15 protein-coding genes are annotated in these 20,797 nt (G+C 72.0%); 9 read left to right on the top strand and 6 right to left on the bottom strand.

Features of this window, described 5'->3' with window-relative positions; translation table 11 throughout:
• Positions 1–5: 5 nt before the first annotated feature.
• The 6 genes from AB0F38_RS12585 (at position 6) to AB0F38_RS12560 (ending at position 7,258) form a co-directional block, all read left to right on the top strand.
• Complete coding sequence (locus AB0F38_RS12585) at positions 6–1,391, top strand: DUF6002 family protein (protein ID WP_361890819.1); 1,386 nt, start codon at positions 6–8, stop codon at positions 1,389–1,391.
• Entirely contained in the window at positions 1,388–2,500 is a 1,113-nt protein-coding gene (locus AB0F38_RS12580; RefSeq protein ID WP_361890816.1) for a hypothetical protein, read from the top strand. The genes AB0F38_RS12585 and AB0F38_RS12580 overlap by 4 nt, the downstream gene beginning before the upstream one ends.
• Before the next feature lie 2 nt (positions 2,501–2,502).
• The gene (locus AB0F38_RS12575) at positions 2,503–3,627 is read left to right on the top strand and encodes a GNAT family N-acetyltransferase (RefSeq protein ID WP_361890814.1); all 1,125 of its coding nucleotides are present in this window, start codon (positions 2,503–2,505) and stop codon (positions 3,625–3,627) included.
• 5 nt (positions 3,628–3,632) lie between these two features.
• Positions 3,633–4,994 (top strand): hypothetical protein, encoded by a 1,362-nt coding sequence (locus tag AB0F38_RS12570; protein ID WP_361890811.1) that lies wholly within the window; start codon positions 3,633–3,635, stop codon positions 4,992–4,994.
• Positions 4,995–5,002: 8 nt separating this feature from the next.
• Positions 5,003–5,911, top strand: coding sequence for a TauD/TfdA family dioxygenase (locus AB0F38_RS12565; RefSeq protein ID WP_361890808.1), 909 nt, complete (start codon positions 5,003–5,005; stop codon positions 5,909–5,911).
• Positions 5,912–6,022: 111 nt separating this feature from the next.
• Entirely contained in the window at positions 6,023–7,258 is a 1,236-nt protein-coding gene (locus tag AB0F38_RS12560; RefSeq protein WP_361890805.1) for an MFS transporter, read from the top strand.
• A 696-nt stretch (positions 7,259–7,954) separates the two neighbouring features.
• Here AB0F38_RS12560 and AB0F38_RS12555 read toward each other — a convergent pair.
• Positions 7,955–8,194 (bottom strand): hypothetical protein, encoded by a 240-nt coding sequence (locus AB0F38_RS12555; protein WP_361890803.1) that lies wholly within the window; start codon positions 8,192–8,194, stop codon positions 7,955–7,957.
• A gap of 125 nt (positions 8,195–8,319) precedes the next feature.
• On the bottom strand, positions 8,320–8,574 hold the full coding sequence (locus AB0F38_RS12550) for a hypothetical protein (protein WP_361890800.1): 255 nt from the start codon (positions 8,572–8,574) through the stop codon (positions 8,320–8,322).
• Positions 8,575–9,359: 785 nt separating this feature from the next.
• Between AB0F38_RS12550 and AB0F38_RS12545 the strand changes: the two genes are divergently transcribed.
• Positions 9,360–9,764, top strand: a complete 405-nt coding sequence (locus AB0F38_RS12545) for a spore-associated protein A (RefSeq protein WP_361890797.1) — start codon at positions 9,360–9,362, stop codon at positions 9,762–9,764.
• Here AB0F38_RS12545 and AB0F38_RS12540 read toward each other — a convergent pair.
• Complete coding sequence (locus AB0F38_RS12540) at positions 9,731–10,378, bottom strand: hypothetical protein (RefSeq protein ID WP_361890794.1); 648 nt, start codon at positions 10,376–10,378, stop codon at positions 9,731–9,733. The genes AB0F38_RS12545 and AB0F38_RS12540 overlap by 34 nt on opposite strands.
• Positions 10,375–10,503, bottom strand: coding sequence for a hypothetical protein (locus tag AB0F38_RS12535; RefSeq protein WP_361890791.1), 129 nt, complete (start codon positions 10,501–10,503; stop codon positions 10,375–10,377). The genes AB0F38_RS12540 and AB0F38_RS12535 overlap by 4 nt, the downstream gene beginning before the upstream one ends.
• A gap of 1,045 nt (positions 10,504–11,548) precedes the next feature.
• Here AB0F38_RS12535 and AB0F38_RS12530 point away from each other — a divergent pair.
• Both AB0F38_RS12530 and AB0F38_RS12525 read left to right on the top strand, forming a co-directional pair.
• Positions 11,549–12,394, top strand: coding sequence for a transposase (locus tag AB0F38_RS12530; RefSeq protein ID WP_361890788.1), 846 nt, complete (start codon positions 11,549–11,551; stop codon positions 12,392–12,394).
• Between the two features lie 166 nt (positions 12,395–12,560).
• On the top strand, positions 12,561–13,298 hold the full coding sequence (locus tag AB0F38_RS12525) for a dienelactone hydrolase family protein (protein WP_361890785.1): 738 nt from the start codon (positions 12,561–12,563) through the stop codon (positions 13,296–13,298).
• Positions 13,299–13,718: 420 nt separating this feature from the next.
• On the opposite strand, the gene AB0F38_RS12520 is transcribed toward AB0F38_RS12525, so the two are convergent.
• Positions 13,719–14,048: a hypothetical protein gene (locus tag AB0F38_RS12520; RefSeq protein ID WP_361890782.1), complete on the bottom strand. Its 330-nt coding sequence runs from the start codon at positions 14,046–14,048 to the stop codon at positions 13,719–13,721.
• Positions 14,045–20,788 (bottom strand): beta-ketoacyl synthase N-terminal-like domain-containing protein, encoded by a 6,744-nt coding sequence (locus AB0F38_RS12515; RefSeq protein WP_361890779.1) that lies wholly within the window; start codon positions 20,786–20,788, stop codon positions 14,045–14,047. The genes AB0F38_RS12520 and AB0F38_RS12515 overlap by 4 nt, the downstream gene beginning before the upstream one ends.
• Between the last annotated feature and the right edge of the window lie 9 nt (positions 20,789–20,797).

Genomic DNA, 20,797 nt, shown 5'->3' with positions numbered 1-20,797 from the left:
CGACGATGACGTCACCCCCACCTCCGGCGGCCGGCACCGAGACCGCGGCCGGCAACCTGATCCTCGATCACTACGACCGCCTGCCCGCAGTGGTGGCCGCTTGCGTGACCGACCCGGCTCCCCGCCCCGATGCCGAGGGATTCCGCCCGGCCTTCGCCTTCCCCGCGCTCGACCCGGCCACCCGCGCGTACTACTCCGCGGCCACGGCGCGCTGGCAGCCCCTCGGCCACTACCGAGGCCACCCGCTCACCCTCCTGGACCTCACCGGCAACCCAGGGACCGGAACGACGAAGACGTTCCCCTCGCTCCTCATCGTCGCGCGGGCCGTCGAACACATCCGGCGCACCGGCACGCCCGTCATGCTCTGCACCCCGACCTCCGGGAACAAGGGCACCGCACTGCGCGACGCCGTCCTGCGCGCCCTGGAAGCCGGCCTGGCCGAACCTCACGAACTGCGGATCACGACGCTCGCCCCTTTGTCCAGCCACGACAAACTGCGCCGCTCCCGACTGTCCGCGGACAGCGAACTCCAGGCACTCAACCCCCTGCTGCTCCTCGACTCAGAGCGGGCCGAGGACGTCAAACCCCTGGCCCGCGCCTTCGCCGACGCCCATGCGCAGGCCTGGGCGCGAGAGACCGGCGGACGGCTGTGGTTCTCCCTGGAACTCGAGAACTACCTGGTCGCCGATGCCGCCCGGGCCTTCTTCGAGAACCGCGTCGCCCCCTGCGACCACGGCCCCAAGAGGCTGCACGCGCACGCGGTCTCCAGCGCCTTCGGTCTGCTCGGCTACCACCAGGGCCGTACGGTCCTGGAGGAGTCCGGCGAGTCCTCGCCCGAGAGCCGGCCCGCCTCCCTCCTCGTGCAGCATCTCAGCACCCCCGACATGGTGCTCCGCTGGAAGTACGGCAGCTTCGACCGGTCTCACCTGCCCCACTACACCCTTGACCCGGCCACCGGGCTCCACTTCCAGCACGAGGACCCCGCCTTCCCGCGGACCGTGCACCGCCTCGACGAAGTGCTCGACCCGACCTTCTACACCCACCGGCCCGCGACCTCCCCGGCCATGAACGAGCTGATCGACCGACACGGCGGCGCAGGCATCGTCGTCTCCCTCCAGGAGTGCCTGGAGCGTTACCCCCTGATCTCCGGGCTGCTCGGCGACACCGCGGCCCGGCTCCCCGACGACCCGCGCACACTCACCGAGTGGTCGCTCGTCATGGCACTGACCGGCGTCCTCAACGCCATCGACCGCGACCTCGCCGGTGACGGCCCCGTCGTCATCCACGGCAGCGGCACGTACGCGCGCGGTGACTACGACACCGTCGATGCCGCCGACTATCACGTGGTGCGCTCGGTCGAGGACGTGGCCGCCGCGGTGTGGAAGCGTTGAGCGGCGCGCCCCACCTCGTCGTGCTGGGCACCGGGTCCCTGGCCCGCTCCGTGTGCTGCTCGCTGGCCTGCACCCGGTCGGGGCCGCTGCGCGTAACCGTCGCCGGCCGCGACGCCCGGGCGGCGGACGAGATCGCCTACCTGGCCGGAAGCAGAGCCCTCACGTCAGGCACACCCGTCCACTTCGACGCGGCGGGAACCGATCCGGGCAGCCACGATTTCAAGGAACTGCTGGCTCGCACGAGCCCCCGGATGCTCCTCGTGTGCGCCTCCGCCCAGTCGCCCTGGGAACGCACCCGGCACCCCAGTGGCTGGACCGACCTGATCGCCGAGGCCGGGTTCGGCCTCACCCTGCCGCTGCAGGCGGATATACCGGTACGGGCCGCCCGCGCCGTAGCCGACGCCGCCCCCGACACCCTGCTGATCAACGCCTGCTTCCCCGACGCGGTGAACCCCCTGTTGAAGGCACTCGACCTGCCGGTCCTCTGCGGCATCGGCAACGCCGGCCTGGTCGCGGCGTCCCTGGGCCACACCCTCAGCCTCGGCCCCACCCCCCGGCTCAAGGTCCTCGCCCACCACGTTCACCTGCACGCACCCGTCCACCCCGCCGACGAGGCGCGAGCCTGGCTCGACGACGCGCCCCTCACCGACGTGACCGCACTGCTGACGCGACAGCGCACCACCGACCGGGAGCGGCTGAACCTCGTCACCGGACACACCGCGGCCCTCCTGATCACCTCGCTGGCACACGGCTTCACCCTGCACACCTCGCTTCCCGGCCCGCACGGACTGCCCGGCGGCTACCCCGTGGCGATCCGAGACAGCACGGTGACGCTCGACCTTCCGCCGGGCCTCACCGAGCAGGAAGCCACCGCGTGGAATCACCGCGTCGGGGCCGGCGACGGAGTGACTGTCGACGACGGCCGTGTCCGCTTCACCGGACCGGCCCTGGCCGCCGTCACCGCGCACGCCCCCGCCCTCGCGGAGGGCTTCGCGGCCACCGTGCTCGACGAGGCACAGGCTGAACTGAAGGCCGTACGCGACCGACTGCGTCGGCGCACCGCACGCCGCGACCGGCAGACCCCACCGCCTCGGCTGGAGGAACGATGACCGTGAGCGCACTGTGGGACGGGCTCGGCTACCGCTGGCGCAACGGCGACGGACGCTTCGTCCTCGGCGCTCACCGCGCCGCCGACGCGCTGCGCGGCACACGCCCGACCAGCCTCGTCTCCCACACGGCCAAGGGGGAACTGACCATTGGCTGCCGGGGCCCTGCGGCGAGCGTCGGGCTGACCCTGCCGTTCCTGGAGGAACGACGCGAGCCGCACGCGGGACCCGCCGTCCGGCGGACCACCGGTGCCGCGGCCCACGCCGACACCCCCGACCTGCTGGTGATCGCGTGCACCGCCGCCAGGGCGCGACGCCTCCCGAGCCACCACGCGCTGCTGCTGCCGCTGCGCCTCTCGCTCCAGGTCCCGGTCGGCGGGGACACAGCGCCGCTGTCACGCGTGTCGGCGAAGGACCGTGGCCACTACCGCCGCCAGCGCACCCGCCGTACATGGACCTTGGAACGCTCCACCAGCGCGGCCGACTTCAACTTCTTCTACGACCGTATGCACCGGCCCACCATGGCCCACAGGCACGGTGCAGCCGCCCGTTCCGAACCCCGCCGCAGCGCCTACTCCTGCATCTTCCGCGAGGGTGCCCTCCTCTTCCTGCGCGACTCCGGCACACGCGTGGCGGGCATGCTGTGCAGATGGGAGCCGGGCCGGCGCAAGCTGGTGATTCGGCTGGCCGGAGTGCTCGACGGCGACACCGCCCACTACCGCTCCGGCGTCTCGATGGCCCTGTACATCGAAGTGCTCGACTGGGCGGCCCGCCACGGCGCGGACGTCGTGGACCTAGGGGGCTGCGAACCCTTCCTCAGCAAGGGCACCTTCCAATTCAAGCGGAAGATCCACCCCGAGGTCTCGCTCCCCACCAACCATTGGGGCGGGCAACGGGTCTGGCTCCGAGCGCGCCGCGACAGCGAGCCGCTGCGCGACTTCCTGGTGAACAATCCACCGGTCGCCGTCGACGGCCGGGGACTGCTGAGGCCCGTCTACTTCCACGACCACGACCGGCCACCCCGAACCGAACTGCGCTGGCGCGCCCCGGGCCTGGCCGAGCCGCGCTTCGTCGACCTCGACCAGTTCCTCGCGGGCACGCCCCACGCCCGGCCGACCCGACGGAGGTAGTACCAGTGACCGAACGGCCACTCGCACGGCCCGGCATCGGCCGCCCCACCCTCGTCCGCCGCCACCCCGTGTCCGAGGTGCTGCGGATGCTCCGGTACGAACTGCGCGACTGTGGCACCCGCATCGACACCGAGCGAGCTCCCCTGGAGCCGTTCATTCTTCCCGGACCCGTGTACGACGAACTGTTCGTCGCCGCGGCAGCGCTCCTGGCACTGCTGCGGCGCGCGGTGCTGGAGTCGGCGCCGACCCGCGCCGGGAGACTGGCAGCGCTCGGCCTCGCACCTGACGGCGACGACTACCCACTCTTCACCGACGACGACCTGCTCGAGGAACGCTACTGCGCCGCGATGGCCCGCCCGGACGTGATCCTCGGCCCGCACGGCCCGCAGTTCATCGAGTTCAACGTCAGCGGCGCGTTCGGCGGCCCCGCCGAGACCCACCTGATGTCCCGTGTCTGGACCGAGGTGTACGGCGGTCAGGACGGCGCTCCGTTCACCGGCCACGACCCGCTGGAGGCGCGCGCCGCCTTCTTCGACCAGGTCTGCGAGGACCTGGGGCTGGCGCGCGCGGTTGCCCTGGTGGGCAGCCCGTACGAACAGGACCAGGCGGCCACCTCGCGCTACTACGACATCGAGGCCGAGGTCCTGCGCCGCCGCGGTCTGCGCGCCGAGTTCTTCGAACCGGACCGGCTGCCGCACGGCCTCGGCCCGCCCGAACGGCTGGACTTCCCCGTCGGCCTGCGCTACTTCGCCACCGCCGACTGGACCAGCCGCGGACAGTCGCTGGACCCGGTGCGTTCGGTGCTGGACGCGGGATGCCTCCTGCTTCCACCCCAGAGCAGCTATCTGCTGGCCAACAAGAAGGTGCTCGCCTGGCTCTCCGAGGGGCTGCCCTGGATGACCGAGACGGACCACGCGCTGATACGGCGGTACGTCCCCTGGAGCAGAGTCGTGGGAGACACCAAGGCGCAATGGCGTGGGCGCTGGGTCGGCCTGCCCGAACTGCTCCTGTCCGCCCGGGAACGGCTCGTCCTGAAGAAGGCCATCGGCATGATGGGCCGCGAGGTTCTCATCGGCCGGCTGAGCACCCCCGCGCAGTGGGCGGCCGAGGTGGAACGTGCCCTCTCCGAGGGGGACACGATCGTCCAGGAGTACACCGAATCGGTGCCCTACGAACTGGAGATGTGCGCAGCATCGGGGCACCGCGCCGAACGGGTCGCCGTCGCCCCCGTCCTGAGCCCCATGGTGTTCGGCGACCGACCGGGCGGCTGTTACGCCCGCTACTTCCCCTCCGGGGAGAGCGGTGTGGTCAGTGTCTACGGGCAAGGCGCCATGGAGAACGCCGTGCTGAGGGGAGCGCCGAGGTGACGCGAAGCGTGATCGGACATGGGACCGACCTGCGGGTCAGGCGCCTCACGGGCAGCATCGGCGCCGAGGTCGCCGGCGTGGACGTCCGCGCGGTGGACGGTGCCACGGCCGGGGCTGTCGCCCGGCTCGTCGAAGAACACGGAGTGCTGTTCTTCCGCGGCCAGTCGACGGACCCGGCGGACCTGACCCGCCTCGCCTCTCTGCTCGGCCCTCTGCAACCCGCGCACCCCCTCAAACCCGGACTCACCGGCCATCCGCACGTGCTGGCCAACCAGACCGGCGGAGTGACCGCAGATGACATCCGCTGCCGCGACCGCTACAACCGGCACGCCACCAACTGGCACGTGGACTGCACCTTTCTCCGCGACGTCCCGGTCTATTCGCTGCTTCAGGCCGTGACCGTGCAGCCGTTCGGCGGGGACACCCTCTTCGCGGATCTTGCCGGCGCCTATAGCACCTTGGCCCGTCCCCTGCAGGACCTCGCCTCCCGGCTCAGCTGTTCGCACGACGCCAAACTGCTCTACGCCGACTGGCTGCTCCCCGGCCGCGACGAGGAGAGCAGGGACCGGCTGCTCGCCCTGCCCGTCGTCACCCACCCCCTGGTGGCCGTCACCCCCGGCACCGGCCGCAGGACCCTCGTCCTCAACCCGAACTGCGTCACCGGCATCGACGGGTTCTCCCAGTTGGAGAGCGACACCCTGCTGGACCTGTTCCTCGCCCACACTCTGGTCCCCGAACGAACCGTCCGCTGGAAGTGGAACGAGGGCGACATCGCCGTCTGGGACAATGTGCGGCTGCTGCACAACTACGTACTCGATCATGGTTCGGGTGAGCGGCTGATCCAGCGCGCGATGGCGGGCGCCGCCCCGCTCGTCGGACCGGAGGGCGGCACGAGCGGGGCACCGCCGAGTGCCTGAGCCGCCCTGGAAGCCGCATGACCCCAGATAGACGGAGCCGAAGTGGAAGAAGCTCAACCCTCGAAGCGCGCACCACGCCGACGCTTACTGGCCGACACCCGCCCCCTGAGGGTGTCCCCTGAGTACCGCCGCCTGTGGGCCGGGCAGTCGCTCTCGGCCATCGGCAGTCAGATGACGGCCGTGGCACTGCCCTTCCAGGTCTACGCCCTCACACACTCCACCCTGGCGGTCGGCGCGCTCGGCCTGACCACCTTCGTCCCCCTGGTCGTCCTGGGGGTGCTGGGCAGCACGCTGGCGGACGCCTTCGACCGGCGCAAACTCGTCCTGATCACCAGCAGCGGTCTCAGTGTCGTCGCTCTCCTGCTGGCTGCGCAGGCCGTGCTCGACCTGCGCAACCTGGCGCTGCTGTACACGCTCTCGGTTCTGCACTCCTGCCTGTTCGCCCTCGACCAGCCGGCCCGCCGGGCCTTCATCCCTCGGCTGCTGCCCGCGGAACACCTCCCCGCCGCCGGTGCGCTGTCCCAGCTCTCCTTCCAAGCCAGCATGACCGTCGGACCACTCGTGGCCGGTGTCGTCATCGCGACCGCCGGCCTCGAAGCGGCCTATGTGCTCGACGCCGCCACCTTCCTCCTCGGCCTGTACGCCGTGCTCCGACTCCGCGCGATGCCCCCCGAGGGCGGCGGCCAAGGCCCCGGCGCGGCCGCGGTGGTGGACGGACTGCGCTTCGCCCGCAGGCACCCGCTGATCGCCGCCGTCTTCCTGGTCGACCTGAACGCGATGGTGCTCGGCGCGCCACGAGCCCTCTTCCCCGCCCTCGCCGAGACTCGCTTCGACGGCGGCTCGCAGACGCTGGGCATGCTCTACGCCGCCCCGGCCGTGGGAGGCATCCTCGCCTCGGTGTTCTCCGGGTGGCTGGGCCGCACCCGCCGCCAGGGCAGGGCGATGATGGTGGCGGGCGCGCTCTGGGGCCTGGTCCTGATCGGATTCGGACTCAGCACCGCCCTGTGGGTGGCGCTGCTGATGCTGATGGCCGCAGGCGCCTGCGACGTCGTCAGCGACGTCTTCCGCACAACGGTCCTCCAGGTCAGCACACCCGACCATCTACGAGGCAGGCTCAGCGGCCTGGATTTCGTGGTCAGCGCGGCCGGCCCCCGACTCGGCGACCTCCGGGCGGGCGCGGTGGCCCAGTTCACCTCCCCCGTCGCCGGTGTGGTGAGCGGCGGCATCTCCTGCGTCGTGGGTGCGGTACTCCTCGCCTGCGCCTTCCCGGCGCTGCGCCGGTATGACGCCTCCGCGACCGGTACGACAACGGGAGAGACGGAGAGCGAGGCGGCTGTGCGGGGGTGAGACAAGGGCGGATCGACGTCAGCCACAGGTGCGTTGATCGGGTGATGCGCCGTGTCGACCTTACTGACTTCGGCGTCTGGGGGGGGCTGGATCTGTGTCGGGACAGGTGACGCCCTCCGTCCGGGCCGGTACGCCGGAGACACGCGGTATCCGGACGGGGACGGGCTGACCGCCGAGCAGCGCAAGCGCCGGGAAGAGGCGCGGATACGGGCCGTTGATCTCTTCGAGGAGGACGGGGAAGCCCCGTGCATCGCACGGGAGTTACGGGTGAGTGAGAAGGCGGGTCTACCAGTGGCGCCGCGAATGGGGGATGGGCGGACGCGAGGCGCTGTGCTCCATCGAGCGCGATCAGTAGCCGAAGAAGTGACGCGGCGCCTTTCTGACCTGCACGTACTCCAGCCGCCACCCTTCTGGCCTGCGAGGTGGCGTTCGGTGGTTGTCGTCGCCCCTGTCCCCGAACACCGAACCCCTGCGCGTCGGAGCCGCAACCGCCCCACCCGCCCCGGCCGCCAAGACCCGCGCCCCGTTCGGCAGCTACCTCCCGCCCGACCTCCAACGCGCCTACAAAGCCCGCTGTGTCCTCCTCGGCGTCGAGATGCAAGACTCCCTTGAAGAGGCGATCCGGGACTGGCTGTACCCCCAGCCCGCCGACTATCTGACTAGCTGGCCGCACCCATGCGAGGCATCGCACGTGTCTCACGCGTGCGATCCGACTGGAGCGGGCAGCAACGCCGCCAGCGTCGCCCGGAGATCCGCGACGTGTTCGCCCCGCACCACCAGCTGCTCCCACAGGTGCTGTGCCACGGCCAGGGTGTGCGTATGCCGCATGCGCTCCAGTTCGGCCCGCAGCGCGGCCGCGTCCTGCTCCGGGGCTACCGGCCGGTCCTCCGGTCCGGAAGGCCCGGGGGCAGCAGCGCGCCCCCGCCCGTCGTTCACGAGCCCGGACTTCGCGGGACCAACCGAAAGCACTCCTCCCGCAGGTCCCGACCAGTCCGACTGACTACCCCGCCTTTGAGCTCGGGCATGTATTGAGCTCACTACTGTTTACCGCGCTCACTGGGTCAGCGGGTCATTGAGTGCAGCGGATCCTCGTCGCGATCGGCGTGCTCGTAGTGCGCCAAGGCCAGCCCCAGCCCGAAGAACGTGGGCGCCCATTCACCGACGAAGATTCCCCACCGGTCGGCGCGCGCCACCCCCATCGGCTCAACCTTCATCGACCCGAACCACGAAGCGACGGACAGACCGATCGAAACGAACGCCGCGGTGTAGGCGTGCTCGGACTTCAAGCCCTTGTCGTGCAACATCTTGACGATCATGGCTCTCCAAAGAGTAGGGAACGGATGCCATTCCAGGCTCACCCCGACAGGCGACCAGCGCATCCGGAGCTCAGAACCCTCGCGGCGGTTGTGGCTGAGGAGGCTCAGGAAGAGGTCCCAGCGCCGTCCTGAGCGACTCACGTCCACCCCGGCCGATTTGCCCCCTCCGGGTCTGGGTGGACGCTCAGCGCCTCGCTGCGATGTGTCGGCTTCGTGTCAGTCATGGCTGAGCGGGAGAGGTGTGTTCTTGCTGGTCGCAGCCCCTCGGCTGTCATGGGTGCCTGCTCCCCACGCGGCGGGGATGGTCCCGTCAGGCCGGTGTTGGCCGGCAGGCTTAGAAGGGGCTGGCCGGATCGCTGACGGGCGACTGTACCCCGGCACCCACACCGGTCTCGAAGCTCACCCTGTATTGATCACGTTTCGGTCATTGTCTCGCTCTGCGAGGCGCCGAGCGCGATGCACTCGAGCTCCGCGTCGGGTATCTCCGGAGACAACGCGGGCGAAGGTATTCGCGGGCCGGTTCCTTGGCCGTGCTCGGCGTCGTTGGCGCGTGTCGGCTCCGCTGTCGCCACCTTCGACATTCCTGTTTCCGTGCTGTGTCCTCCCGTTCCCAGTCGGCCCGTGTGCCGCCCTTCGCTCTTGCGGCGCTAGCACAAAGTAGGTGAAATTCTTCGGGGGAGGTGGCTTGATCAAGTGCCCCGCCGAAGCAACTCCATTGACGCTCGTAACGAGCACATAAAAGATCTTCACACAAGCGCAATCCATGTGAGGAAGGAAGACCTCCGTTGCTCCATTCCAAGGTCAAGTCCGCCGCTGTCGTGGCGGCGATCTCTGCCGCCGGGCTGTTCGCCACGGCCACACCGGCAAGCGCCGCCGCCGTCTCCCCCGGCTCCGTTTGCGGCTCAGGGTACAGCGTGATCGACTCCCACGATCTGGGGGCAGCGACCGTCTACCTGACCTACAACAGCAGCAACGGCTACAACTGCGTGACCACCATCCGGGACACCTCCGGTTCGGCGATCTACATGGAGGCTTCCATTCGGAAGTCCGGCGGCAGCTGGGTCTCGGACGGTGGGTCCTACGCCACCTATGCCGGGCCCGTGTACGTGAATGCGCCTAACACCTGTATTCAATGGGGGGGCATGTACGGCCAGATCTACTGGGAGAGCGGCCTGGAGCACTGCGGCTGACTGACCTGCGCCTGCGCTGCTGCCGACCGGACGTCGGCAGCAGCAGCGTTTCTCGTCCCCGGCGCCGCGCGGCTGCAGCATGGTGCCGGCGGGCCGGTGCTGGAGTCCTGCCTCGGTGTGACGGTGCCGCCGTGGTTGCCGCGGACGGACACCCACAAAGCGTCGGCGGTGCCGGCGACGTCGACCATGAGCAGGCGGCGTACCAGGAGCCAGCGCTGCAGCGCGGCCCGGGTGGAGCGGCGCAGCGGGTAGACCTCGACGGAGACCGGATCGTTGGGGCGGGCGTTCCTCGGCCGGCGGACGATGCGGACCTCCTCCAGGGCGGGGGAGAGGTCCTCCAGCCGGATCGCGCGCATCTCGCCGACGCGGGCACCGGTGTCCAGGACGATGGCGGCCATCGCGAGCATCCGCATCCAGCGGGGGAAGCCGCAGGTGAGCAGGCCGCCCTCGACGGTCCAGTGGGTGCGGCGGCCGATGAGATCGGCAACGCTCTGCAGGCTCTCGCGCATCCGCTTGCGGCGCACGACGTCGACGGGTTCCCTGCGGGGCTGCTCCTCCTGGATGCGGAGGTGGACGATCTCCAGGCCGAGCTCGCGCTGCAGCAGCGTCATCACGACGGCGCGGTCACCATGGCCGTCGCCTTGCTGGTGGGACGCTTGGTGCCGCGCTCGCGCAGTTCGCCGGCGAGCGCCAGGCGCTCGTACGACTTGAGCGATTCGTAGGTGAAAACGTCCGCCAAGTCGTTGCCGATATCCAGCGGGTGCTCGGGGAGGCGCCCACGCCCGCGAGCTGGTCCGCGCCCTCTTGGGGAGTCGCGACCGGTCGGTCCGCAACATCACGTGAAGCCTGCAGCGTCGTTATAGGCCCCGCCCAAGAACCGCGGGGCTGCACTGTCCCGGAGTCTTATCGCAGCCTGGCTGCGGTGCTCGTACGACGTGGTCGATGACCCGCCGCCTGTGGGGCACCAGGCGTGGAAGAGGCACGGCCCGGACGAGGGTGCGGTCTGCAAGGTAGCGGGCGCGGTGGCGTGACGTTCGTCCCGAACAGCCAGGCCGGCCCGGCCGCGCCGACTGTGGCACGCGGGCCCGGGCTCCGGCTCCGTTCCAGCCCGACGGGGGCCAACTGTCGCTCAGGAGAAGAACCTGGCACCGCCGACGCCGGGGCGGACTCCGCCTTCGGAAGACCGGCTTCCGTACGCGGCGGATCACTGACCGAGGAGGTTCAAGGGGCTTCGCGCCCTCGTCCCTGCTGAACCACCCGTCAGGTTCGAAGAGGCTCACTGTTCCCCCCGATCGCGGACGTGGCTGTGTTGTCGGTCGACGTGAACAACGAGGCGGTACGCATCGAAGCCCGAAGTACGGTGGCCGGGTCCGATTGCCCGGGCTGCGGGGAGCTGGTCTCGGCGGATTCACAGCTCCTACCTGAAGTTTCCAGCTGATGTGCCCAGCGGTGGCAGACGGGTCGTCCTCTGCCTGCGGGTCCGCCGGTTCCTCTGCCTGGTCATCTCCTGCGCACGCCGGACCTTCGCTGGGCAGACGCCGGGGCTGAGCCGTCGGTACGGCCGGCGGCCCGAGCGCCTGCGGTCGACTGGCCGCGGTCGGCCTCGCGCTCGCCGGTCGGGCCGGGTCCCGCATGGCGAGAGTCTTCGGCGTGTCCGTCAGCCGCGGCACGCTGCTGCGGCTGGTCGCAGCCTTGCCCGACCCGGAAGTTCCCGTCCCGCGCGTGGTCGGGGTCGATGAGTACGCGACCGCAAAGGGCGTCGCTACGGGACTGTCCTGGTCGAGGTGGAAAGCCGGCGTCCGGTGGACCTGCTGCCCGACCGGGAGGCTTCCAGTCCGGTCGCTTGGCTCGCGAAGCGGCCCGGGGTAGAGATCGTATCCCGCGACCGGACATCGTTTCGCCGACCGCACCCGCGCCAAGCACCCGACCGTCCACGAACTGCTGGCGGACGGGCTCAGTCGCAGGGTGATCTGCCGCCAGCTCCGCATGACCTCGCGCACCGTCAAGCTCCTCGCCGACGCAGCCGCCCCGGAGGACCTCTTCCATGGGCAGTGCAGGGTCGGCCGTCCAAGCTGGACACATTCAAGCCCTACCTGGATGACCGCTGGAACCAGGGCTGCACGAACGCCTGGACGGTGTGGGAGGAGATTGTGCCGCTCGGCTATCAAGACAGCTACCAGCGGGTTCGCGCCTATTTCCGGGAGAAGCGGCTCTCGTCAGGCCCCGTCACGGCTCGGCCACCGTCACCCCGGGGCGTCGGATGGATCCTCCGTCGGCCGGAGACCCTCACCGAGACGGAGCACCTTCGGCTCAGGGCCGTTCTGGTCCACTGCCCTGAACGTGACGCCCTCACAGGCCACGTCCGCTCCTTCGGTCAAATACTCACAGAGCGCCAGGGCGAACGGCTGCCACAGTGGCTTGATGCCGTCCGGCGAGACAACCTCCCCGGCCTCCGTACACTCGCCGCAGGCATCGACCGTGACCGCGATGCCGTCATCGCCGGCCTCACCCTGCCCTGGAGCTCCGGCGTCGTCGAAGGCCACGTCAACCGAATCAAGATGCTCAAGCGCCAGATGTTCGGCCGGGCCGGCTTCGCTCTCCTGCGGGAGAGGGTTCTTCCGGCCAGCTGACCACAGCCACCCATAGAGGTGTGACCGAGGTACGCGCCAAAAGGGCAAGGAGATGATCTTGAAGCCCTGAGCGCTCGGCCCCGTATTCCAGCGGGACACGTGCACTGTTCTGCCGGCGGCAGAACACCGGCCGGACCGGGCTCGACGATCACTACAGTCCAGTCTCATGACGACGATCACGACGCGTGCGGTCGAGTATCCGGCCGACGGTTTGACGATGATCGGGCACCTCGCGCTCCCGGCCGGTGTCGACCGCCGGCCCGCGGTGCTGCTCGGACCAGAGGGCATGGGGCTCAGCGACGTCGAGCGCCGCCGGGCCGATGCTCTCGCCGAGCTGGGATACGTAGCGCTGGCCTTCGACCTTCACGGCGGGCGCTATTTGGGCGACCCCGAGGAGATGCTGGCCCGTTGCATACCACTGCTCTCTGATCCCGACCGGATGCGGGGCATCGGCCACGCTGCGCTCGATGTGTTGCGCACCGAATCGCGGGCCGACCCCGACCGGATCGCCGCCATCGGCTACGGCACCGGGGGCGCCGTCGGGCTGGAACTCGGGCGCGACGGCGTCAACCTGCGTGCGATCGGGACAGTCAACGCAACTACCACGGGCCGACCGGGCGAGGCGGCGCGCATTCGCTGCCCGGTGTGGGCCGGGGTCGGATCGGAAGACCCGATCATGCCGCCCGCGCAACGGAACGCGTTCACCGCTGAGATGCAGGCCGCGGGCGTCGACTGGCGCCTCGCGGTCTACGGCGGCGCCTTGCACGCCTTCCACCACCCGCCGGTCGACCACCCCACGGTCCCCGGCGTCGGCTACCACCCACAGCACGCGCGGCGAGCCTGGCGCGACGTCGTCGACCTGCTCGCCGAGTGCCTGCCCGTGACGGAAGATCTGCGGGCATGACCCAGGCAAACAGCCTGGCGCCGAGGACTCGCTCCGCCGTTCACGCTCTCCGCTGATGCAGGGCGCCGGGGCCACCGCGGCGCGACTCGACGGGTCCCATGAGGGCCAGCGGCGCTGCGAGAGCCACAACGACCGCGAACCCCTGCAATGGGGACATTACACTGCGTGACGTTATGTCGGGTCGGTGACCTTCGACTGGACGGGGCGGCTCACCTGCTGAGTTATGACGGGATGTGAACGCCCTTGGCCTGGACGTGATCCCTCGAACGAGTGGGACGGACCACGTGGAGCAGGAAGATTCCACCGCTCGGCGAGGGTACGGCGGAGGTGCCGAGGTCATCGCGACGCGCGATGGGCACACCGAGTTCGCGAGGAAGCGGGCGGTCTCGGTGACCTCCGGTTCAATCGACGGGTGGTTGATCAGGCTGGCGCCATGGGCGCGGGCGGACGCAGTCTCGCCGAACCCGTCGCCCCCAGGCTCGGCCCGTACAGGGTGTTCACGTCCACGGTGAACGCCCGCACGCCGCAGGGCCCGCACAGAGCGCGGATGCCGGTGTCGCTCGCGATGACCTCGGCGCCGCCGGCAGCCTGCATCGCCGCGAGGTGCCGGTCGATCAGCCGCGGACAGAACGCGTCACCGCCGTGGTAGGGGAAGGCGACCTGCCCGGCGCGGGCCAGCACCGCGGCGGCCAGCACGGCGGTCGTACGGACCTGGCGGCCGAGCTCGGGATGGAGGACCGAGCAGATCACCGCACGGGCGGGGGGCCCGGCACCACCCGCATCCCCAGCCCCCGTACCCGGTAGATGCACGTGTCGTCGCCCCACAGCGTCGCGTCCGCCACGGCATAGGGCCCGCGTGCGTCCGTACCGCTCTCCACGATGTCCATGTCCACCCGGATCAGCCGGTTGGCGGGGGTGATCTGGCCCCGGTACGTCCACTCCGTCTCCCGGCCGGGCAGCACCGGCTCGAACCGGGGGTGGACGATCCCGTCCGCCGCGCCGGCTTCGATCAGGTGGTACTGGAGCAGCTGGCACATGGCCTCGACCCCCAGGGAGCCGGGCTGCACCGGGTCCTGGAAGAAGTGGGCCCGGAAGAACCAGGCGTCCGGACGCACGTCCTTCTCCGACCGCAGCCGGCCGAGCCCCGCGCTTCCGCCCTCCGGCCAGGAGCCCGTGACCCGGTCCAGCATCAGCAGCATGCGGCCCGGCAGGCGCAGCTCCCCGGCGCAGTAGCGGGCGGGCCGGGCGGTGAGGCCGACCACCCGGTCGCAGGGCTCGTCGAGACGGGCGCGCTCCTCGGCCGGGACCGGCAGGCCCTGCTGGTCGTCGAACGCCGACCGGGGGAAGTAGCCGAAGACCGTGGCGAGTTCGGCGAGGGGCGCGTCGTCGGCCGTGCACACCACCCGGAACGACTCGATGATCATGTCCCCGCTGCGCGAGACGCGGGTCAGTTCGGCCCGGGTGCGGATCGTGCGCGTCCCGGCGGTGACCTCGCCGGTGACCGTCTTCGCTCCGTCCAGATTGCGGAACAGCAGGTCCTGCTCGCTGGTCGTCGCGCTGCCGGCGTACGAGGCCAGCCACCCGCAGGGCTGCAGCGCGACCTCCATGAGGACCGCGAGCGGCATGCGCCGGGACGGGTTCTGCTCGAAGTACCACGCCCGTTCCGGTACGTCGTACTCGGCGACGACGACGCTGCCCTCCCGCATGCCGCCCTGCACGCCGTCCACCGAGACGATCCGGCTCATGAAGTGGTAGGGCGGCCCGGGCAGCCTGGCGACCCTGCGGGTGCCGTCGAAGGGCTCATACATGGCGCCGAACGCCTCGCTGGGCCTGCCCCAGGCGCATGCCAGCAACGACGCGTAGTCGAAGCGGAACCCATCGGCCGCGACGGCCACCGCTTTCTCCTCCCGGTGCCCGGACAGTCCGCCGAGCAGTGGCGGTGGCACCGGCGCTCCGTCCTCCTGCACGGCGGGCGGACCCGAGCCCCGCCACTGCGACAACGGCCAGTCGGGTACCAGCCGGAGCGCCATGCCGCGCCCCAGGAACGCCTTCCTGCCGTCCACCGACCCGAGGACATCGGCGTGGAGCGTCGGCACCGGCCCGGCCGAGACGCCCCGGACGAACACCTCGTAGACGATCCTCCGGGACTCCGGGGTCGCCTGGCCCCGGCACATGGCCCGGGACGGCTGTGTGTCGACCGGCTCGAAACGCCAGCCGTCGCGGTCGACGGTGTGGCCCGAGGCCGTCAGATAGAAGGCCATGGCCTGGAGACCGCCCTGGAGCATCAGGGTGCCCGGCATGCAGGGGTCGTTCTTGAAGTGGCCGGTGAAGAACCAGTCGTCCGGGGACACCGCCGTCTCGGCACGCAGATACCCCCGGCCCCAGGGTCCGCCGACGGGGTCGAACACGGTGACCTCGTCCAGCAGACGCAGCCGCTCCCCGTCGAGCAGGGGCGTCCGCACATGGGCTGCCGTCGCCTCCCAGCCCGGCCCGAAGCACTCCGCGGGCGACCCCTGCGCCAGGGCCCGCACCCGGTCCGTACCGAAGCGGGTCCGCTCGCAGCGTACGGCCGGAGGGTCGAGCGGCAGGTCGTCGCCGGGGGCGTGCTCGGCCGGGTCCCAGCGCACCCCACCACTGGCGGCCAGCTCGACGGGGGTGAAGAACCCGGCCTGGCCCTCGCGGACGCTGAGCCGCAACTCACCGTCCACGTAGCAGTCGTAGTGGAAGAAGGCCAGCCGGACCCCGTCCGCCTCCGCGTGGCCGTCCACATGGATCTCGAAGCGCAGGGTGTCGCCGGGGCGGGGCGGGCCGCCATGGAACGTCACCTCGCAGCCGAGCAGGCGGTAGGCGCGCTCGCCCCGGTTGAGTAGGTCCGCCCCCAGCCAGCTGAGCAGCAGCAGATCGGCCTGTCCTGCCTCGATCAGCACGCCGGCCGGCATGCGTCCCGTCGCGTCCAGGTACCAGCTGTCGGTCAGGATTTCGGTCTCCGTCCAGATCCGACCGTCCGTGCGGACCGGCCCCGGCAGGACGAGCGCCGCGGGCACCGCGTCGATGGCGGTGACCCGGTCGGCGAAGAGCATGGGCGGTCCGGGCATCCGGGTCTGCACCGCGTACCGGTCCTGCTCGGCGAAGCGCGGACCGAACAGTGTGGAGATCGCCCCGGAGGCGAGATGCTCCAACTGGGCCCGGTCGAACACCGGCTTCGCCCCCGGGACGGGGGCCGGAGCCGGAGCCGTGCCGGGGCGCGGGGCGGGGGCCGGGCCCCGCGGCCGCACGGGGACGGGCGAGGCGCACGGCGGTCGTACGGGGAGGGCGGCGGACGGCTGTACGGAGGCGACGCCTCCCGGAGGGAGGGATCCGACGTTTCCCGGAGGTACCCGGGCAACGCCCCCCGGAGGTAGGGAAACCGCCGCGCGCCCGGCGTCCGGCCGGCCGCCCGCCATCAGCGCCGTGAGGGCCAGCGCGGACAGGTGCAGGAACCGCCGGTGGGCCTCCGCGTGCGCGACCATGATCTCCTCGTGCACCAGGGCGGCCCGCCGACTCTGCCGGGCGACCGTGCCCGCGACCCCCGGCGCCGGGGACGCCGGGTCGGACAGCCGGGCCCCCGGCCCCACCGCGGCGGCGGGTACGGCGGCAACCGGGGCGCCGGGCCGTTCCGCGGGAGCGGGCTGCTCCGCCGGCACCGGCGCCAGCTCGGGGGCCCGGGGCAGAACGGTCACGGCGGGCTCCAGGGGCGGCAGGCAGGGAGTGGGGGGTACGGCAACGGTGACGGTCGGTCCGGGGGCCGGGAGGCCGGTAGCGGCCTCGGCGAGCCGGGCGGTCAACGCGTCGGCCCGCACGGGCACCCCGGCCACCACGAGTTCGCCGACGGCCAGGCACAGATTCCGCAGCCCGGTGTCGTCCGGGGTGTCCAGCGCGACGGCCACATGCTCCCGGTCCCCGAGGACCCGCTTGATCCAGCCGGTGCACAGCTTCCGGGGCCCGTGTTCCACAAAGACGCGGACCCCGTCCGCCCACGCCCGCTCGATCGTCGCCGCGAAGTCGATCGTGCCCAGGCCCTGAGCGGTGAGCGCTTCGGCGGCCCGCTCGGTCGTCGGACGGTACGCCCGGCCGGTGGCCCCGCTGTAGAACCGGACCCCCGGCACCTCGACCGTGGGGCGCCGGTGGGCCTCGCGCCACACCTCGCGGACCTCCGCCAACTCCGGGGCGTGGGCGGCCATGTCGTAGTCCAGCTCGATCGCCCGGTCCACGCCCAGCCGGGTGACCAAGGCCGCGCACGCCCCGGACTCGCCGCCGACGACGCAGACCCCCGGCGCGTTCACCGCCATCAGATGGACCGCACGCTCCCCGGCGAGCTCCGCGCGGACGGCCTCCAGCGGCGCGGCGACCAGATAGCTCGACCAGCGGTCGCCGCCGATGCCACGCTGCCGCCAGTGGCGCCGCACCGCCCGCAGCTCACCCGTGAGTTCCGTGGTGAACAGCCCGCTCTCCCGCGTCGCCTCGTACAGCCCCGAGGCATCCGGCCACGCGCCCAGCGCGACCAGTGCCGTCGACTCGCCCGAGGAGTAGCCGATCGCGGCGTCCGGCCGCAGGCCCAGCACCTCACGGCTGAACACGGTGTGGAAGACCGCCAGTTCGGCGACGGACCAGATCTGGTCGAGCACCCCGGGCCCCGTCCCGGAGCGCAGCCGCGTCCCGACCGCCCGGTGCCCCGCACGGACGCTCTCGCCCAGCGACGGGCACGCCAGCGTCAGCGCGTGGCCCATCCCGGGGTACGCGGCCGAGCCGTTCGTGTACACGAAGGCGGTCTCTCCGCCGACCGGCGCGCCCCGGTACAGGACATCCGCCGGGCGGGCCCCGCCCTCCGCCAGCCAACGACGGGCCGCTTCCCGGCGCTCCGCCCACGCGGTGCCGCCGTCCGCCACGAGAGCCAGCCGTGCCGGACCCGCCGAGGACTCGGTCCCGGCCTCCAGTGCGGCCAGCACCTCCCCGCGGTCCGCCCCGGAGAAGACGCGCAGGCGCGGGGCGGGCCCCGGCAGCCATGGCCGGGGGTCCCCGGCGCGCAGCCGGACACTCATGGCCGCCCCCTCCGCCGGTACGCTGACGGCCCGCGCGGTGTGGGCGACGGCCGCCGTGTCGGCGGGCGCGTCGGGGCGCGGGACCGCGCGGTGCTGGAGCGAGAGCGCCGCGACGGCGACGGACACCAGCCCGGAGGCCGCATGAGCACGCCCGAAGGCGGACGCCGGATCGAACCCCGCGTCCGGACCGTCGCCGATGACCATGTCGGGTTCGTCGCCGGCCTCCTCGTCCAGCACGGCGACGACGGTGTCCCCGTCCCGGCGGGCGGCGTCCAGCGGCTTGAGGACCAGGACGACCGCCGCGTCACCGGGCTCCACGCCGGGAGCGGACTCCCGCAAGGCGACCCGGTGGACCGCCTCGCAGGACAGGTCGGTGGCGCCGACGAGTGCCGCGTCGACCTCCCCCGACCGCAGGGCGCGGGCCGCGGCCTCCAGTGCCACCAGCCCGGACGCCTCCTCGGCGGACACCGTGAAACTCGGCCCCGCCAGGTCCAGTTGGGTGCTGATGCGGTTCGCCGCCAGGTTCGGCATGCTGCCCACCACCCCCTCCGCCGTCATGGGCGGGGTGAAGGCGTCCCGGGCGAGGTCCGCCGACGCCGCGGTGACGGAAACACCCGACTCCTCCAGCCAGTGGGGAATCCGCCAACGCGCGCCCGCCCGGGCCACCTCCGGGTCCACGCCGGTACCGATGACCACCATGGTCCGCTCCCGGTGCAGGTTCACCGTCCGGGCGGCCTCCCGGGCGGCCTCCAGCACCAGGAGCTGATGGCGTACCGTCCGCTCCAGGGCCAGCGGGGGGAAGCACAGGCCCGTCAGCTGCACGGCGATCTTCGCGACGGGGCCGCGCCGTTCACCGCCCAGCACCGCCCGGCGGAGGTCCTCGACCGACGTTCCCTCCCCGACCCGCGCCCCGATGGCGACGATCGCCACGGGCACCGCGCATGCCCCGGGCGTACGGTCGGCGGCCGCAGCCGGGGTGTCCGGCGCGTCGGGTCCCGGAACCGGGGCATGCGGTGCCCGGTCCGCCGGTGCGGCCCGCCGCGCGGTGGGCCTCGCTCCGTACGCCGCCCGGGGCGCGGAGGGCGGGGGAGCGTCGTCCGGGTCGTCGAGGAGCAGGTGGGCGTTGGTCCCGCCGAACCCGAACGCGCTGACCGCCGCCCTGCGCGGCCCCGCCCACTCCTCCGCCGTGTCCAGCACGCGCAACGGCGTGCCCGACAGGGCGTCCAGCGGCCGACGCGCGCCGAGTGTCGCCGGGCGCACCCCCGCGCGCATCGCACCCAGCACCTTCAGCAGCCCCGCCACGCCCGCCGAGGCCAGCAGATGCCCGATGTTCGACTTCGCCGAACCGATCGGCACGTCGCCGGCGGCCCCGAAGACCCGGGCCATGCCGCGCACCTCCACCGCGTCGCCGACCGGCGTCCCCGTCGCATGGCACTCGACGAGCGACACCGACTCGGGAGCGACGCCCGCCGCCTCGTACGCCAGGCGCATCGCCCGCACCTGGCCTTCCTCGGACGGGCTGATCAGACCGGACCCCCGCCCGTCGTTGGACAGCCCCACCCCGCGGATCACGCCGAACACGGGGAGCCCCGCCGCGCGGGCGTCGGAGAGCCGCGTCAGGGCGACGAACCCGGCGCCCTCGCCGTGCACCAGCCCGTCCGCGTCCCGGTCGAAGGGGCGGCTGCGCCCCGTACGGCTCGTCGCGGACAGCCCGCAGAACCCCACATGCAGGTAGAGAGGGTCGGGCCGGCTGACCGCGCCGGCCACCATCAGGTCGGCCGTGCCGTCGTGCAAGCGGTCGCACGCCAGCTTGATCGCGTACAGCGAGGAGGCGCAGGCCGCGTCGAGGGCCCACGCCCCGGCCCCGAGCCCGAGCGCGCGGGCCGCGAGCAGGGCCGGGAGCCCGGAGGAGAAGCGGTTGCGGGCATCGGGGCGGGGGTGGCGTCCACCCGTCAGCAGCGCGTCGCGGAGCGCTGGGCGCTGCGCCGACAGCCAGACGTGTTCGGCGAAGGCCGCCCCGGTGGGGGTGGGGTACGACAGGTTCCCCAGGATCAGCCCGCCGCGCCGCAGCGGTGTGGTGCGGCCCGCCTCCGCGAGCGCCTGCCGTACCCCGTACAGCACCCAGTGGAAGAGCGGGTCCAGCGTCGCGATCCGCTCCGGGGGGAGGAGGAAGCCTTCCGGGTCGAAGACGGACTCGAACCCTTCGACGTACCCCCCGACGTCGGTCCAGGTGCGGTCGAGGTGATCGTCCACCGTGCCCATGACCCGGTGGCGCGGCAGCCGCCACCGGCCTTCCGGGGCCGCCGTCAGACTCGTACGCCCGGCGGCGACGTTCTCCCAGAATCCGTCCGGGTCCAGTGCGCCGGGCAGGACACACCCCCGGCCGACGACGGCGATCGGTTCGAAACGCATGCGGGTCTC

Origin of the sequence: Streptomyces sp. NPDC025273 (genome assembly GCF_040638585.1) — a bacterium.
Lineage (GTDB): Bacteria > Actinomycetota > Actinomycetes > Streptomycetales > Streptomycetaceae > Streptomyces > Streptomyces cinereorectus.
This window is presented reverse-complemented; position numbering and strand designations above follow the sequence as displayed.

What these genes read in the sequence shown, in the direction of transcription:
- AB0F38_RS12585 (WP_361890819.1), top strand. Translation starts at nt 6, where the DNA reads ATGACGTCACCCCCACCTCCGGCGGCCGGCACCGAGACCGCGGCCGGC.
- AB0F38_RS12550 (WP_361890800.1), bottom strand. Translation starts at nt 8,574, where the DNA reads ATGATCGTCAAGATGTTGCACGACAAGGGCTTGAAGTCCGAGCACGCC.
- AB0F38_RS12525 (WP_361890785.1), top strand. Translation starts at nt 12,561, where the DNA reads ATGACGACGATCACGACGCGTGCGGTCGAGTATCCGGCCGACGGTTTG.
- AB0F38_RS12515 (WP_361890779.1), bottom strand. Translation starts at nt 20,788, where the DNA reads ATGCGTTTCGAACCGATCGCCGTCGTCGGCCGGGGGTGTGTCCTGCCC.